The organism is Craterilacuibacter sp. RT1T (assembly GCF_023502145.1).
Classification (GTDB): Bacteria; Pseudomonadota; Gammaproteobacteria; order Burkholderiales; family Chromobacteriaceae; genus Craterilacuibacter.
The window spans coordinates 468,793-484,699 of sequence record NZ_JAMFLI010000002.1 but is presented as its reverse complement, the minus strand read 5'-3'; the positions used below and the strand labels follow the sequence as shown (position 1 = coordinate 484,699).

Genomic DNA, 15,907 nt, shown 5'->3' with positions numbered 1-15,907 from the left:
CAAGACAGACTCTCATGTTGTAGCTGCTACAAACGTGCCCTGCCCCTGGCTGATTTATAAGGCCGCAAAAATTACAGCAAAAACCGCCACACCAGCGCCTGTACAGCCATGGCAAACAAGGCAGCGATCAAATCATCGAACATCACGCCGAAGCCGCCATGAATGCGCCGGTCAAACCAGCGTATCGGCCAGGGTTTGACAATATCGAACAGGCGAAACAGCACAAAGGCCAGCAGCCAGCCGGCCGGCGTCGCCGGTGCAAAAGCCAGCACCAGCAGCATGGCCACGATTTCGTCCCACACTATACCGCCATGGTCGCTTACGCCCAAAGCACGCCCGGTCAGGCCGCAAATGGGGATGCCAACTAGAAACAGGGGCAGGCATAGCCAGGCAATCTGCACGCCACTTAGACCCAGCGCGAGCAGTAGCGCATATAAAGGCAAGGCAAGCAGCGTCCCCCATGTGCCCGGCGCCTTGGGCGCAAGCCCCGCACCAAAGCCGAAGGCCAGGAAATGTGCCGGATGCGCACACAGAAAAGCCCAGTCAGGTTTACGCAAAATGGTCATACCCCTTTTTATCAAGCGGGCACGCGCACCCGTTCTGGTCCAACAAGCGAGCGCCACGATCTGGCGTAATGCGCCCGATACGGCTCAGCTTTACGCCACACTGCTCGGCGATCGCGGCCAGCGCCTCACGGGCACTGACCGGCGCGGTAAAGCACAGCTCGTAATCGTCCCCTCCCGCCGCAATCAGCGTGACATGCTGGGCACGGTGCGCCGCCAGCCAAGGATGGGTCGGCAAGGCTTCCAGGTCGACTTCGCCGCCCACGCCCGAGGCCGCGAGCATGTGCTCCAGATCTCCCATCAAGCCATCGGACACATCCAGTGCCGCATGCGCGACCGTGCGTAATGCCAGTCCCAGCACGACGCGCGGCTCGGGGCGCTCCAGACGCTGCAGGCATTCCGCTAACACCTCCGGCGGCACATTCTTTACCTTCCCCAAGCGGCAGGCCAGCGCCAGCGCCGCCTCACCCAAGCGGCCACTCACCCAGATATCGTCGCCGACTTCTGCACCCGAACGGCGTAGCGCCTCGCCAGCTGGCGCCTCGCCCATGATGGTGACCGACAAGGTCAACGGGCCGCAAGTGGTGTCCCCCCCCACCAGATCCACACCGAAACGCGCCGCCAAATCAAAGAAACCGCGGGCAAAACCGGCCGCCCAGGCTTCATCCACTTGCGGCAAGGCCAGCGAGAGCAATGCCCAGCGCGGCGTAGCGCCCATGGCCGCCATATCGGACAAATTCACCGCCAGCGCCTTGTACCCCAGACTCACCGGATCCACGTCGGCAAAGAAATGCCGTCCCTGCACCAGCATATCGACCGAGACATGCAAGTCGCAGCCGGGAGCAGGCTGAATAATGGCCGCATCGTCGCCCACGCCCAGCACGGTCTGTGGCGCTGTGCGAGTGAAATGGCGGCGTATCAATTCGAATTCGTTCATATATCCCTTCTGCCGCCCGCAGACGCAAAAACACCCGCCGCAGCGGGTGTCAGTCAGGCGGGCCTGCTGGCTTAGTCGGCGCGGCGGCGCGACTTCTGGTTGGCCACCTCGTCGGCACGCACTTCGGCGGCCAGATTATCCAGTACCCCATTGACGAATTTGTGGCCGTCGGTACCACCAAAGGTCTTGGTGATTTCGATGGCTTCGTTAATGATCACAGGATAAGGCGTTTCCGGATGCTGGGTCAGTTCCAGTGCCGCCATCAGCAGCACCGAGCGTTCGACCGGGCTCACTTCTTCGGCACTACGCTCATGGAAGCGGTCAACCAAAATACCCAGTTCCTTGGCGTCCTTGACCACACCGTACAACAAGGTACGGAACAGCGCTTCGTCAGCCTTGACGAAGTAATCATTTTCGCGCAAATGCTTTTCAATCAGGGAAGCCGGGCTTTCCTGATTCAGATGCCACTCGTAAATGCCCTGAACGGCAAATTCGCGGGCGCGGCGGCGGGCGGTTTTCATCGGTTATTCCTTGTAAAGAACGGGCGCGGCAGGCAATCAGCCGCGCAAGGCTTTTTGTAGATTGGCCATTTCCACGGCCACGCGAGCAGCATCGCGGCCTTTTTCTATCATGCGCACTTCAGCCTGCTCGTCGGTTTCGGTCGTAAGAACGGCATTGGCAACAGGCACGCCGGCATCGAGGCCGACACGTGTCACGGCGGCTCCGGACTCGTTGGACACGAGTTCGAAATGGTAGGTTTCCCCGCGTATCACCGCACCCAAGGCAATCAGCGCATCAAAGCGAGCGCTTTTTGCCATGGTTTGCAGTACCAGCGGGATTTCCAGTGCGCCGGGCACACTGGTATACAGCACATCATCAGGCGCTACGCCCAGTAAGCCCAGTTCGGACAGGCAAGCGTCGCGCAGGCCATGGCAGACATCCGGATTAAAGCGGCTCATCACGACGCCTATCTTCAGTCCCTTGCCCTCAAGATTAGGTTCGATGCGAGTGATGGTGTCCAGCATGGCAGATCTCCGTAATGGGTGGGCTTTGCGCGGGAAGGGCGCGATTTTAACCGATTTCTACGGTCAGGTGTTTAGGTTGACGGAATCCGGTCACTTCCAGGTCGAAACCGACCATAGACGGCAGGTTCACCGGGGATGCCAGCAGGCACATTTTGCCCACGCCAACGGCCTTAAGCATTTGCGCACCGATGCCGAAAGTCTTGCTGTCCCAGTTGGCACGCGGCGTTTTCTCACCGGCAGTCGGCAAGGCACGCGCCAGCAATTCGCTGCCGTTTTCATTGCGGTGCAAGAGTATCATCACGCCCCGCCCTTCTTCTTCCATCATTTCCAGCGCAAACGGCACTGTCCAGCTATGCGGGCTAGTCAGCGGATCGAGAATGTCCATCACCGAGAACGGCTCGTGCACGCGCACCAGCGTTTCTTCATCGCTGCGGATATCGCCCTTGACCAGAGCCAGATGGGTGTCGCCATTGCTGATATCACGGAACACATGCATGGCGAACTCGCCAAACGGCGTCACGATCTCGCGCTCGCCTACGCGCTCAACCAGACTCTCGGTGCGGCTGCGGTAGCTGATCAGATCGGCAATGGTGCCCACCTTAAGACCATGCTCGGCGGCAAAGGCCAGCAATTCGGGCATACGCGCCATGGTGCCGTCGTCGTTCATGATTTCGCAGATCACCGAGGCGGGCTCAAGCCCGGCCAGCGCAGACAAGTCACAACCGGCTTCGGTGTGGCCGGCACGCACCAGCACGCCGCCATTCACCGCCTTAAGCGGGAAGATATGGCCGGGCTGCACCAGATCGGATGGCGCAGCACCGCGCGCCACCGCTGCCTGCACCGTGCGTGCGCGATCCGCGGCCGAGATGCCGGTGGTCACGCCCTTGGCCGCTTCGATGGAGACCGTGAAATTGGTACCCAAGGGCGCGCCGTTTTTGCTGACCATCAGCGGCAGTTCGAGTTGCTGGCAACGCGCCTCACTCAGCGTCAGGCAGATCAGGCCGCGGCCGAACTTGGCCATAAAGTTGATGGCTTCCGGCGTGACGTGCTCGGCCGCCATCACCAGATCGCCTTCGTTCTCCCGATCTTCGGCATCGGCCAACACCACCATTTTGCCGGCCTTGATGTCGGCGATAATGTCCTGAATGGGGGAAATAAGCATTTTGTTCTACCCTTGCAGACGGCTCGCACCACGCGCACCGCGTTTCGATTATTTATTATAAGATGCTATCGGAAAGCTCAAATTCAAGCATTGAATATTTATCATGTTGATGCCGCGCCTTTTCGCGCAAAGGCAAAGCCCGGGCAAACAGCGGGCCGGCGGTAACCAGCGTATGGAATTCACCCCCCTCCCCGCACGGATCAATGCCCTCGGCCTGCATGCGCGCAATCAGCGCATGATCCAGCACCTTGCCCAGATAATCGGCCGCCATCAAGTCGCTGCGTATCACCACGATGGTCGCGACAAAGCCGGCATCGACAAATTCGCGCACCAGACTCAGCCTCTGCTCCTGCCATAACGGCAGCACTGCCTGCAAACCTGCAGCGGCGCACACCTTTTCCTCCCAGTCGCGGTGCGGCTGCAAGTCGATATCGCCAAACACCGCCATTTCGGCGCCCTGTGCTTGCAAGGCTTGCAGCTGCGCGATAAACACCGCCTCGTACTCGCCCCAGGTGGCACGACCGGTGACCAGCGGAATCGCCAGTGCTTCAACCTGGGCTTGCAAGACTTCAGGGCTAATGCCGTGCGAGCGGCTACGCTCACCCGTTTCGTCCAGCATGGAGAGCAAAGCCAGCGGTCGGGCACCGCTTTGCAGTGTGCGCCACAAGGCAAGGCAGGAATCCTTGCCGCCACTCCACGACATGACGAACAGCGGTGCGCTCATGCCAGACTCCGGCTGGCCAGCACCCGCTCGACCGTGTCGACAATAGCCTGGGTCTGCGGGTCGACTTCGATATTGACCCAATCGCCCGCCTTGCGCTGGCCGATTATGGTGCGGCTTAGCGTTTCCGGAATCAGGTGCACGGCAAACTCGTCCCCCTTGACGTCGCCCACGGTCAGACTGATGCCGTCGATGCCGATATAGCCTTTGGTAAAGACATATTTAAGCGCCGCCTCAGGCAGGCGAAAGCGCAAGGTGCGGTTATTCGGCGTTTCTTCGACGGCCACGACCTCGGCGCAGCACAGGATGTGGCCACTCATGGCGTGGCCGCCGATATCGTCGCCAAAGCGCGCGGCACGTTCTACATTGACCGACTCGCCCAGCGCCAAAGCGCCCAGATTGGTCAGGCGCAGCGTCTCCTGCATCAGGTCGAACGAAGCCAGATCGCCCTCCACCCGGGTCACGGTCAGGCAGCAGCCGTTGTGCGCCACCGAGGCGCCCAGCGCCAAACCGGGCAACATCGCTTGTGGCAAGCGCACGGTATGGGTGCGAAAACCGGTCTTTTCTTCCAATGCGACCAGTTCGGCCGTGCCCTGCACTATCCCTGTAAACATCCGCCTGCTCCATGATCTTGAATCCAGTGCCGCCATTGTACCCGCAACATGCATAAAAGGCGCAGCGCTCAGCCGGCACGAAAACCGGTACAATGCCGCCTTTACCGCATACACCAAGCAACAGACATGTCCGCAGAACTGACACGCATTGCCGCAGAAGTCGCCCGCCGCCGCACTTTTGCCATTATTTCCCACCCCGACGCGGGTAAGACCACGCTGACCGAAAAGCTGCTGCTGTTTTCGGGTGCCATTCAGATGGCAGGTACCGTCAAGGGCAAAAAAGGCGGCAAATTCGCCACCTCCGACTGGATGGACATCGAAAAGCAGCGCGGCATCTCGGTCGCTTCCAGCGTGATGCAGTTCGATTACCGCGACCATACGGTCAACCTGCTGGACACGCCGGGTCACCAGGACTTTTCCGAAGACACCTATCGCGTGCTGACAGCAGTCGATTCGGCCCTGATGGTGATCGATGCCGCCAAGGGCGTGGAAGAGCAGACCATCAAGCTGTTGAATGTCTGCCGCCTGCGCAACACCCCCATTGTCACCTTCATGAACAAGTGCGACCGCGAAGTGCGCGATTCGCTTGAGTTGCTGGATGAAGTGGAAGATGTACTCAAGATACGCTGCGCACCAGTCACTTGGCCGATCGGCATGGGCAAGAGCTTCCGCGGCGTCTACTCGCTGCTGACCGACGAGGTCATTCTGTTCGAAGCCGGCGCCGAAAAACTGGTGTCCGATATCGAAGTCATCAAGGGTATGGACAATCCGCGCCTGGATGCGTTGTTCCCGATGGAAATGGAACAGCTGCGCATGGAGATCGAACTGGTCAAGGGCGCATCCAACGAGTGGAATCTGGACGAATTCCTCGCCGGCGAGCTGACGCCGGTGTTCTTCGGCTCGGCCATCAATAACTTCGGTGTGCGCGAGATTCTGGACGCACTGATCAACTGGGCACCGGCACCGCAAGAGCGCGACGCGACCGTGCGCAGCGTAAACCCGAGCGAGGGCAAGTTCTCCGGCTTTGTATTCAAGATTCAGGCCAATATGGACCCCAAGCACCGTGACCGCATCGCCTTTATGCGCGTGTGTTCCGGCCAGTTCGAACGCGGCATGAAAATGAAACACCTGCGTCTGGGCCGCGATATCGCCGCCTCCAGCGTGGTGACCTTTATGTCGCACGACCGCGAAATCGTGGAAGAAGCCTTCGCCGGCGACATCATCGGCATCCCCAACCACGGCAATATCCAGATCGGTGACTCCTTCTCCGAAGGCGAGGCACTGGCCTTTACCGGCATCCCGTTCTTTGCACCGGAAATGTTCCGCTCGGTACGCATCCGCAACCCGCTGAAACTCAAGCAGCTGGCCAAGGGCCTGCAGCAGCTGGGTGAAGAAGGTGCGGTACAGGTGTTCAAGCCGCACAGCGGTGGCGACCTGATTCTGGGTGCCGTCGGCGTACTGCAGTTTGAAGTCGTCGCCTCGCGTCTGGCTGCCGAATACGGCGTGGATGCCATTTTCGAATCGGCCAGCATCTGGTCGGCGCGCTGGTTCACCTGCGACGACCGCAAAAAGCTGGATGACTTCATCAAGGCACTGCAAGGCAATATCGCCACCGATGCCGGCAACAATCTGGCCTACCTTGCGCCCAACTGCGTCAACCTGCAGCTGACGCAAGAGCGCTGGCCGGATATCGTCTTCCACGAAACGCGCGAACACGCGGTCAAACTGGGCGAGTAAGCATGAGCGAGCTGATCGACTTCTGGACGCACCTGCGTGCAAGTTATATTGCCGACATCGTGCGTTCCGGCGTCATGATCACGGTACTGGTGGTGCTGCGCATCAGCATAGGGCGCGCCATCGCCAGCAATACCCACTGGTCGCTGGACGACAGGCGGCGCTGGTCCATTACCGTGCGCAATGTGCTGTTTGTCTGCGGCGTGGCCGGCATTGCGCTGATTTGGGCGTCCGAGCTGCAGACTATTGCAGTCTCGATGCTGGCTTTTGCCGCAGCGGTGATTATTGCGACCAAAGAGTTGATTATGTGCTTAACCGGAGGCCTGCTCAGGAGCGCCTCCGACAGCTACAGCCTGGGTGACCATATCGAGGTCGGTCATATACGCGGGCGGGTGGTCGATATCGGACTTTTTACCACCACGGTGATGGAAATCGGCCCCACCCACGACAGCCACCAGATGACCGGGCGCGCCTTGTCCTTTCCGCACAGCCTGCTGCTCAACCAGCCGGTGGTGCTGGAAAACTATATGGGCGAATATGTCGTGCATACGCTGGGCTTGCCCCTGCCCTATACACTCCCCCCCCAGCAGGGTGAAGCCTTGCTGCTGGGGGCTGCCAACGATGTCTGTGCGCCACATATTCAGGCTGCGCAGCAGCATATGGCGCGTATAGAGGCGCGCCACCATCTGGATACGCCTTCGGTCGCACCACGCGTATCGATTCATCCGCTCAGCGATGTCAGTTATCAGCTGACGCTACGCATTGCCATTCTGGCCAAGGACAGGCAGCGGGTAGAGCAGGCGATACTCAAGCGCTTTATGTTCGAGGCTTTTCCGGCTGAGGCCAGCCTGAACAAATCTGCAGCTCCGGTGTAAACTGGTATCCGACTCATCCTTATTAAATGGCTTGATTCTTCAATCTATGAGCAAAACCCGGATCAAAACCTACGACAAGATCGTGGCCGAGAGCCTTAAGCTCTTCAACGAGCATGGCGAGCGTGCGATCACCACCAACCACATCTCGGCCCACCTGGGCATTAGCCCTGGCAATCTGTACTATCACTTTCGCAACAAGGAAGAGATCGTTTTTCAGATTTTCCGTGAATATGAAGCTTTTATCCGTGCACAGCTGACACCAAAGGCCGAAGACGCCATTACGCCGCAGGCCTTATCCGGCCAACTGGATAGCCTGTTCAAGGGCATGTGGAATTACCGCTTTTTGTTTGATGATCTACCGGGTTTGTTGTCGCGCAATCCGCAATTGCAGGCCGAGTACCATGCCACCATCGGCACCGATTTGCGCCCGATGATGGGCGATATGCTCAAGGGTTTTGCCCGCGCCGGCTTGCTGACTTTTTCCTCCGATGAAGAAGTCGAACAACTGGCCGTCAATATCTGGCTGGTAGTGAAATTCTGGTACGCGTTCGAGCAATCCGCTGCACCTAAAGTCCCGATTTCGGTAGAAACCGGGCGGCGCGGCGCACGTCAGGTACTGGCCCTGATGCGCCCTTATGTTACGGCAGACAATAAAGCCGCGTTTACCGAACTCGATGCCAGCTATCGCTAGCATGCGCTAGCTCCGGCCCGCTATCGGCGCCCGTCAAATACCAAAGGCTCAATCCCCATTCGGGCATTGAGCCTTTTTACGACCACCCCGCCCTAATCAGCCGAAATGGCAGACGTAATGCACAGTCTTGAGCACTTCGATCGTAAAACTGCTATTGGCGGGCACGCTAAACGACTCACCCCCGGCGTAGCCCTGTGCGGCAGAAGCACCAGCCTGCGTCACCTTGCACTCACCTTCCAGTAGTTCCATGACTTCCGCTGCGGCCGTGGTAAACACCAGCTTGCCAGGCAGAATCACGCCGACCGATTTTTGTGTGCCATCAGCCAGGGTCACCGTATGGCTGACGCACTTGCCGTCAAAATAAACGTTGGCTCGTTTGGCCACACTGACATTTTCGAATTGATCGGCCATAAGCACCCCGCGCATAAAAGTAAAAAGACAAGCATAAGACGATTTTATTTACTTGTCACAACATTTGGCGCGCTTTTATTTGCATGGCTTTTACGCATTGACAACACGACGCCAAACTATCTTCATAAAGAGATAAATCGTCATTGACAGCAACATAGAATCTGACAATCATGCGCGCACTTGGCGCGCAAGCGCTACCTACAAAGCACTCACCGCAAGGACGCGAAGCATGGAAAAGCTGCTGTATCAGGTTGAAGACCGCCCCCCACTGGCGACATCATTACTACTAGCCATACAGCACCTGCTTGCCGCACTCGGCGGCATTATTGCCGTTCCACTGGTCGTAGGCGGCGTATTGCGCTTGCCACCGCAGGAAATGGTCGCCCTCGTCAATGCGGCCTTAATGGTGTCTGGTGCCGTCACCATCGTGCAATGCCGCGGCGCCGGGCCGATCGGCATACGTCTGCCCTGCGTGATGGGCACCAGCTTCACTTTTGTCGCCGCCGCCATTGCCATCGGTTTCGAGCACGGTGTAGCCGGCATCATGGGCTCCTCGCTGGCCGCTTCGCTGGTGATGATAGCCGGCAGTTTTTTCATGCCGCAAATCCGCAAGCTGTTCCCGCCTGTGGTCACCGGCACCGTCGTGTCCATGATTGGCCTGTCGCTAATCCCGGTAGCCGTTGACTGGTTTGCCGGCGGCCAGCCCGGTTCCGCTGATTACGCCAACCCCGAACATCTGGCGATTGCCTTCTTTGTACTGGTGCTGGTGATTGGACTTGTCCAGTTTGGTCGCGGCATTGTCTCGGCCGCCGCCATCGTGATCGGCATGGGGGTAGGCTATCTGCTGTGCCTGATGCTGGGACGCATCGATTTTGCGCCGGTGGCACAAGCCAGCGCATTTGCCCTACCCCAGCCATTGCATTTCGGCATGAGCTTTCCGATTTCCGGCATTATCGGCATGTCGATTGCCTATCTGGTAACCATCGTCGAATCCACCGGCAACTTTCTGGCACTGGGCCAGGCGACTCAGACCAAGGTCAGCGGCAAGCAAATGTCGGCCGGCATATTGTGTGATGGCGTAGGTTCGGCCATTGCTGCCATCATGTCGACGACCCCGTTTTCCTCGTTTGCCCAGAATATCGGGGTGGTATCGCTGACCGGCGTTGCCAGTCGTTATGTTGTGGCATTGGCAGGCCTGCTGCTGATGCTGGCCGGCCTGTTCCCTGTGTTTGGCGCACTGATCGTCACCATTCCGCTGCCGGTACTCGGCGGCGCCGGCCTGATGATGTTTGCCATGATTATCGTGGCCGGCGTGCAGATGCTGGGCCAGGTCGAATCCAGCCGGCGCAATGGCGTGATTATTGCCGTCGCCATCGGCTGCGGCATGGCGGTCACCGTACGCCCGGAAGTACTGGGCAAGTTGCCGGGTTTTGTACGCGAGATTTTCGGCTCGGGCATCACGGTCAGCGCCCTGATTGCACTAAGCCTTAACCTGCTGCTGCCCGGTCGCATGCCGCTGGAGCTTGAAGACTAAAGCATAAGAAAACCACATTAAGGGAGCGCTTGGCGCTCTCTTTCGCTTTAATACCCTCAGGCGCATGCCGCAACCATGTGCCGGCTCTAGACCCTCTCAAGGAGTGCCATCATGAAACGCCGGACCCTACTGGCCGGTTTAAGCCTGATGCCCCTGCTGGCTAACAGCAAAAACCTGCCCGATCTGGAAAAAATCGCCGAACGCAATCGCGCACGGCAACGGCAGATGCTACAAGCACTGGCCGCACAACAGCCTGCCCGCATCTATGCCAACCCAGCCGACCCGTTTTTAGGCGACCCTGCGGCCAGACAGGTCGTCATCTACTTTACCGATTTCAACTGCCCTTATTGCCGGCGCATGGATGTGGTCATCGAACGCGTCGCCATGGAGTTGCCGGAGGTAAAGTTTGTCTTCAAACTGCTGCCCCTGTTTGATGCCAGCTCGGAGCCGGCCGCCCTGTTTGCGCTGAATGTATGGCAAAAACAGCGCGCACGCTACTGGGCGGTGCATCAAGGCCTGATGCAGGGCGCACTTCCGCTGGATCAGCATGCCATCGAGCAAACCGCGCAGGAAACCGGCACACAGGCGTGGCTCAAGCCGGATAAGGCCGTACGTCTTGCGCTAGAGGACAATCAGACCCTGACCGATGAAATCAAGGTATTTACTACGCCGACACTGCTACTGGGGGACAGGCTGATCAGTGGCACGACCGACTCGGCCACCCTTAAGCGTACCGTGCGCGAGGCTCGCAGCAGCATGCGCTGATGCAAGTTTTGCGAGCAAGCCTTTGCTTAAAGCGGGAAAGCTTGGCGGATTTTCGCCAGGCAAACACCCGTCGCAGCCGTGCGTCCCGTCCGTTAAACCGTTAGAATCTGGCCAAAATACTTAATCTAGACGGCTTCAATACTGTGAAAATTCTGATTTTGGGGGGCGGCCAGGTCGGTGCCCGCGTGGCGGAGAACCTGGTTTCCGAAGAGAACGACATCACCATCGTCGATTTGGACAGCAAACTGCTCAAGCAACTGCAGGACAAGCTGGACATCCAGACCATCTGCGGCAATGCTGCCCAGCCCTCGGTACTGGCCGGCGCCGGCGCCGCCGACACCGATATGTTGCTGGCGCTGACGCGTAACGATGAAACCAATCTGGTGGCCTGCAAGCTGGCGCGCGAGCTCTACAACATTCCCACCCGCATCGCACGCGTACGCGCCAGTGACTATGTCGAATTCGGCGACAAGAACACACTGGATTTATTCGGCGTGGATCAGCCCATCTGCCCGGAACAGATCGTTACCGAAAACCTGTACCAGCTATTCCAATACCCGGGCGCCTTGCAGGTGCTGGACTTTGCCGGCGGCCGCGTCCAGTTAGTTGCCGTTACCGCCATGGAAGGCGGCCTGCTTTTGGGGCGCGAGTTGCGCCATGTGCGTCAGGATCTGCCGGACACCGACTGCCGTTTTTGCGCCATCTATCGCAATAACCGGCTGATCATTCCCAAGGGCGACACGCTCTTGCAAAGCAATGACGAGGTGTTTTTCCTCGCCGAGCGTGCGGCCGTGCCACAGATGCTGGCCGAGCTGCGCAACAGCAGCCAAGCGATACGCCGCGTGCTGATTGCCGGCGGCGGCAATATCGGACACCGCCTGGCGCGCCTGCTGGAACATGCAGGTTACGAAGTCAAGATTATTGAAATCCTGCGCGAGCGCTGCGAATGGCTGGGCGACAATCTGGACAACACCCTGGTGCTGCATGGCGAAGCCACCGACGAGGCACTGCTCGAAGCGGAAAACATCGACGAGATGGATGTATTTTGCGCGCTGACCAATGACGACGAAGACAATGTGATGTCCACGCTACTGGCCAAGCGCATGGGTGCCAAGCGGGTGATTGCGCTGGTGAACCGTGCCAGTTACGTTGACCTGCTCGAAGGCCACAGCATCGATATTGTGATTTCGCCGCACCAGTCCACGATCGGTTCGATTCTCGCCCATTTGCGCCGCGGCGATGTCGAGGCGGTCCATGCGCTGCGCGGCGGACGCACCGAGGCGATGGAAGTTATCGTCAGGGGCGACCGCAAGACTTCGCGCCTGGTCGGCCTGCGCATAGACGAAGTGGAAATGCCGCACGGCTGCTATATCAGCGCCATTGTGCGCCAAGGCGAAGTGCGCATGGCACACCACGATGAAGTGATACACAGCGAAGACCACCTGATCATCTTCGTTGCCCACCGCCGTCTGGTGCGCGAAGTGGAAGAACTCATTCAGGTCAAGATGGGTTTCTTTTGATGTCGACCTTGCCATTAGCCGCCAGAGGCGGTGCACTGGGCAAGCTGTTGCCCATCGCCCATGTCTTTTCCAAGCTGATCATGCTGTTTTCCTGCATGTTCATTGTGCCGGCCGGTGTCGGCGTCATCTACAACGACCACACGCTGGAAGCATTTTTATTGTCCGGCGTAGTCGGGTTGGCCGTTGGCCTGTTTGCCTGGGCCGCCACCCGCCGCTTCGAACACGAACTCAAGCCGCGTGACGGCTTTATGCTGGTGGTAGCCTTGTGGGTAGGTTTTGCCGCCACCGCCGCCATACCGTTCATGCTGTTCGACAGTTCACTCAGCTTCACCGACGCCTTTTTCGAGGCCATATCCGCGCTATCCACCAATGGCGCGACCGTCTTGTTCTCGCTGGATGTGTTGCCACCGGCGATCAATTTCTGGCGCCACTTTATGCAGTGGATGGGCGGCATGGGCATTATCGTGCTGGCCGTCGCCATTTTGCCGCTGTTGGGCGTGGGCGGCATGCAGGTGTACAAGGCGGAGACACCGGGGCCGATGAAGGATGCCAAACTGGCGCCGCGCATCACCCAGGCCGCCAAGAGCCTGTGGACCATGTACTGCATCCTGACCCTGCTGTGCATGGCCATGCTGTACATGGCGGGCATGAACGTATTCGACGCCGTCTGCCACGGCCTGTCCACCGTGGCACTGGGTGGCTTCTCCACCCGCGATGCCAGTATCGGCCATTACGATTCAGTGGCCATCGAGCTGGTGATCGCCGGCTTTACCCTGCTATCGGCCACCAATTACGCCACCCACTTTCTGGCGTGGAAAAAACGCTCGGCGGCACCCTACCGGGTCGATAGCGAATTTATCAGCATGATGCTGGTCATCCTGTCCAGCATTCTGCTGCTGGCGGTTTATTTGTGGTGGCAAGGGGTGTATGGCCTGAGCGAATCGCTGCGCCATGTCAGTTTCAACCTGATCTCGATTGCCACCGCTTCCGGCTTTGCCAGCACCGACTATGGCCAGTGGCCGCTTTTTGTGCCGGTATGGATGCTGTTCCTGTCCTGCTTTACCGCCTGCTCAGGCTCGGTGGGCGGCGGCATCAAGATGATACGCAGCCTGATCCTGTTCCGTCAGGCGCAGCGCGAAATGACCCAGTTACTGCATCCGCAGGCCATTATTCCGCTTAAGGTCAATGGCCGCACCATGAGCGACAGCGTCGCCTTTTCGGTGCTGGGCTTTATCTTCGTATACATTTTGAGTGTGGTGGTACTGACTTTTGTGCTGTTAGGCAGCGGTCTTGACTTCCAGAGTGCCGCTTCCGCCATTGTGTCCTGCATCAATAATGCAGGACCGGGCTTGGGTGAAGTCGGCCCGGGTGCCAACTACGCCGGGCTGAACGATTTCCAGACCTGGGTCTGCAGCTTGGCCATGCTGCTGGGCCGGCTGGAAATCTTCACCATCCTCATCCTCTTTACGCCCGCCTTCTGGCGCAAGTGATATGAAAAAAATCTCCCTACTGCTGTTAAGCCTGTTTGCCCTGCCCGCCAGCGTCTACGCCGACAGCAATGATGATCTGGGCGCCGCGCGCGACGCCTGGCGCGCCGGCGATATCGCCCGCTTGCAAACACTGGCTGCCAGCAGCGCTGGCACAGCGCTTGGTATGTACCCGCGCTACTGGCTGGCGCTTAAAAGCCTGGAAAATGGCGACGACGCGCCGGCGCGCGCCTTTTTAGCGCAAGAAGCCCCCTCTACGCTGACCGAACGCCTGGCCAATGAATGGCTCAAGCGTCTGGGCAAGGAAAACAACTGGGACGGTTTTCGCCGCGAACGGGTACGCGCACCGGAAGACGCGCGCGATCAGGAGACCCAGTGCTACGCCCAGCTGTCCGAGCTGAAAGCCGGACGCATCAGCCCGCCCGATGCCGACTTGCTGGACAAACTGACCCTGCCCGCAGGCTGCAACAGCCTGCTAGATGAAAGCGCGACGCTGGGCACCTTAAGTCAGGATGAAGTGCGTTCCCGCGTACGCACCCTGGTGGCCAACAATTACGTTACCGTCGCGCGCGCGCTGGCCACATCGGCCGGCTTGTCGGACGAATTTTTCACCCCGGGCAGCAACGAAGCCGCCGTCATCGCCATTGTACGGCGCGGCAAGAGCGATTTAAGCGGCGCCGCCGCCGATCTTGTGCGCCTTGAACCCACGCTGACGCGCGAGCAGGCCGGATTCGGCTGGGGAGAGTTGGCGACCCGCGCCGCACGCCGTCAGGACATGACGCAGGCGCTGGACTGGTACGCCAAATCCGCCCCGGGAGAACTCACCCCCGAGCAATGGGAATGGTGGGCACGCGCGGCGCTACGCGAACAGAACTGGAACACCTTAAGCAGCGTGATAGGCAAGATGCCGGCCAAGCTGGCCGCACGCCAGGCGTGGCGCTACTGGCTGTCGCAAGCCGAACTGATGCAGGGCAAGCGCAGCGAAGCCAATGCGCGCCTGGTGCGACTCAGTCAGGAGCACAGCTATTACGGCATTCTTGCGCGCGAGGCGCTGGGCAACAGCCTGTCTGCGCCCGCACGCCAGATTGAAGCCAGCGGCAAGGATATGCGCGCCATTGCCAAAGAGCCGGCCATTGCCCGCGCCATCGAACTGTTTGCGCTGTCGGATACGCTCAAGCGTCCGGAGTTTCACGAAGAAGCACGACGCGAGTGGCGCTGGGCGATGCGCGGCAAGAGCGACTCCGAGCTGATTGCCGCGGCTGAACTGGCCAAGGACAAGGGCTTTTACGACATGGCCATCTATAGTGCCGAGCGCACGCGCGACGCGCATAATTTCGGCCTGCGCTTTCTGGCCCCCTACCGCAGCACCACCGAGCGCTACGCTAAGCAACTGGAGGTAGATCCGGCATGGATTTACGGCCTGATGCGTCAGGAAAGCCGCTTTACCGTGGTGGCGCGCTCGGGCGTGGGTGCCTCCGGCCTGATGCAGCTGATGCCGGCCACCGCACGCTGGGTCGCCGGCAAGGTCGGCCTGCCCGGCTTTGATGTCAACGATGTGGACACCAATATCCAGCTGGGCACCTGGTATCTGCGCCATGTACTCGACACCACCGGCCACCCGGTCCTGGCCACTGCCGGCTACAACGCAGGCCCGGGGCGCGCGCGCGCATGGCGCGCCAGTACGCCGCTGGACGGCACCATTTACACCGAAACCATCCCGTTTACCGAAACGCGCGACTATGTACAAAAAGTGATGGCTAACGCCACCTACTATGCCGCCAGCTTCGGCAAGGGCGAAACCTCGCTCAAGGCGAGAATGGGCACCATCGCGGCCAAATAAACCGGGCCGTTCTTCAATCGGGAGGGCG

16 protein-coding genes are annotated in these 15,907 nt (G+C 59.4%); 8 read left to right on the top strand and 8 right to left on the bottom strand.

From position 1 onward, the window contains the following. Window positions 1-71 precede the first annotated feature (71 nt). The 7 genes from M3P88_RS06115 to M3P88_RS06085 form a co-directional block, all read right to left on the bottom strand. Entirely contained in the window at window positions 72-566 is a 495-nt protein-coding gene (locus tag M3P88_RS06115; RefSeq protein ID WP_249615152.1) for a phosphatidylglycerophosphatase A family protein, read from the bottom strand. Next, the gene (gene thiL, locus M3P88_RS06110; RefSeq protein ID WP_249615151.1) at window positions 550-1,500 is read right to left on the bottom strand and encodes a thiamine-phosphate kinase; all 951 of its coding nucleotides are present in this window, start codon (window positions 1,498-1,500) and stop codon (window positions 550-552) included. The genes M3P88_RS06115 and thiL overlap by 17 nt, the downstream gene beginning before the upstream one ends. A 71-nt stretch (window positions 1,501-1,571) precedes the next feature. After that, on the bottom strand, window positions 1,572-2,021 hold the full coding sequence (gene nusB, locus M3P88_RS06105; protein WP_249615150.1) for a transcription antitermination factor NusB: 450 nt from the start codon (window positions 2,019-2,021) through the stop codon (window positions 1,572-1,574). 36 nt (window positions 2,022-2,057) lie between these two features. Continuing rightward, the gene (ribH, locus tag M3P88_RS06100) at window positions 2,058-2,525 is read right to left on the bottom strand and encodes a 6,7-dimethyl-8-ribityllumazine synthase (RefSeq protein ID WP_249615149.1); all 468 of its coding nucleotides are present in this window, start codon (window positions 2,523-2,525) and stop codon (window positions 2,058-2,060) included. 46 nt (window positions 2,526-2,571) lie between these two features. Next, on the bottom strand, window positions 2,572-3,687 hold the full coding sequence (gene ribBA / locus M3P88_RS06095) for a bifunctional 3,4-dihydroxy-2-butanone-4-phosphate synthase/GTP cyclohydrolase II (protein WP_249615148.1): 1,116 nt from the start codon (window positions 3,685-3,687) through the stop codon (window positions 2,572-2,574). Between the two features lie 55 nt (window positions 3,688-3,742). Beyond that, window positions 3,743-4,411 carry a Dph6-related ATP pyrophosphatase gene (locus M3P88_RS06090; RefSeq protein ID WP_249615147.1) on the bottom strand — a complete coding sequence of 223 codons (669 nt, stop codon included), beginning with the start codon at window positions 4,409-4,411 and terminating at the stop codon, window positions 3,743-3,745. After that, window positions 4,408-5,022, bottom strand: coding sequence for a riboflavin synthase subunit alpha (locus M3P88_RS06085; protein WP_249615146.1), 615 nt, complete (start codon window positions 5,020-5,022; stop codon window positions 4,408-4,410). Before M3P88_RS06085 ends, M3P88_RS06090 begins: the two co-directional genes overlap by 4 nt. Window positions 5,023-5,148: 126 nt before the next feature. Between M3P88_RS06085 and M3P88_RS06080 the strand changes: the two genes are divergently transcribed. From M3P88_RS06080 to M3P88_RS06070, 3 genes are read left to right on the top strand one after another with little or no spacing between them, the layout of a single operon-like run. Continuing rightward, the gene (locus tag M3P88_RS06080; RefSeq protein WP_249615145.1) at window positions 5,149-6,759 is read left to right on the top strand and encodes a peptide chain release factor 3; all 1,611 of its coding nucleotides are present in this window, start codon (window positions 5,149-5,151) and stop codon (window positions 6,757-6,759) included. Between the two features lie 2 nt (window positions 6,760-6,761). Continuing rightward, on the top strand, window positions 6,762-7,631 hold the full coding sequence (locus M3P88_RS06075) for a mechanosensitive ion channel family protein (protein WP_249615144.1): 870 nt from the start codon (window positions 6,762-6,764) through the stop codon (window positions 7,629-7,631). Between the two features lie 46 nt (window positions 7,632-7,677). After that, window positions 7,678-8,322 carry a TetR/AcrR family transcriptional regulator gene (locus tag M3P88_RS06070; protein ID WP_249615143.1) on the top strand — a complete coding sequence of 215 codons (645 nt, stop codon included), beginning with the start codon at window positions 7,678-7,680 and terminating at the stop codon, window positions 8,320-8,322. Window positions 8,323-8,418: 96 nt separating this feature from the next. Here M3P88_RS06070 and ppnP read toward each other — a convergent pair whose 3' ends face one another. Then, window positions 8,419-8,733: a pyrimidine/purine nucleoside phosphorylase gene (gene ppnP, locus M3P88_RS06065; protein ID WP_249615142.1), complete on the bottom strand. Its 315-nt coding sequence runs from the start codon at window positions 8,731-8,733 to the stop codon at window positions 8,419-8,421. A 229-nt stretch (window positions 8,734-8,962) separates the two neighbouring features. On the opposite strand from ppnP, the gene M3P88_RS06060 reads away from it, so the two are divergent. From M3P88_RS06060 to M3P88_RS06040, 5 genes are all read left to right on the top strand, one after another. Beyond that, complete coding sequence (locus M3P88_RS06060) at window positions 8,963-10,267, top strand: nucleobase:cation symporter-2 family protein (RefSeq protein WP_249615141.1); 1,305 nt, start codon at window positions 8,963-8,965, stop codon at window positions 10,265-10,267. Window positions 10,268-10,378: 111 nt separating this feature from the next. Further along, window positions 10,379-11,032 (top strand): thioredoxin domain-containing protein, encoded by a 654-nt coding sequence (locus M3P88_RS06055; protein WP_249615140.1) that lies wholly within the window; start codon window positions 10,379-10,381, stop codon window positions 11,030-11,032. 143 nt (window positions 11,033-11,175) lie between these two features. Beyond that, a complete protein-coding gene (gene trkA, locus M3P88_RS06050; protein WP_249615139.1) occupies window positions 11,176-12,552 on the top strand; it encodes a Trk system potassium transporter TrkA in 1,377 nt (458 codons plus the stop codon). Further along, window positions 12,552-14,042 (top strand): TrkH family potassium uptake protein, encoded by a 1,491-nt coding sequence (locus tag M3P88_RS06045; protein ID WP_502798944.1) that lies wholly within the window; start codon window positions 12,552-12,554, stop codon window positions 14,040-14,042. The genes trkA and M3P88_RS06045 overlap by 1 nt, the downstream gene beginning before the upstream one ends. A gap of 1 nt (window position 14,043) precedes the next feature. Next, window positions 14,044-15,879, top strand: a complete 1,836-nt coding sequence (locus tag M3P88_RS06040; RefSeq protein ID WP_249615138.1) for a lytic transglycosylase domain-containing protein — start codon at window positions 14,044-14,046, stop codon at window positions 15,877-15,879. Window positions 15,880-15,907: the final 28 nt, after the last annotated feature.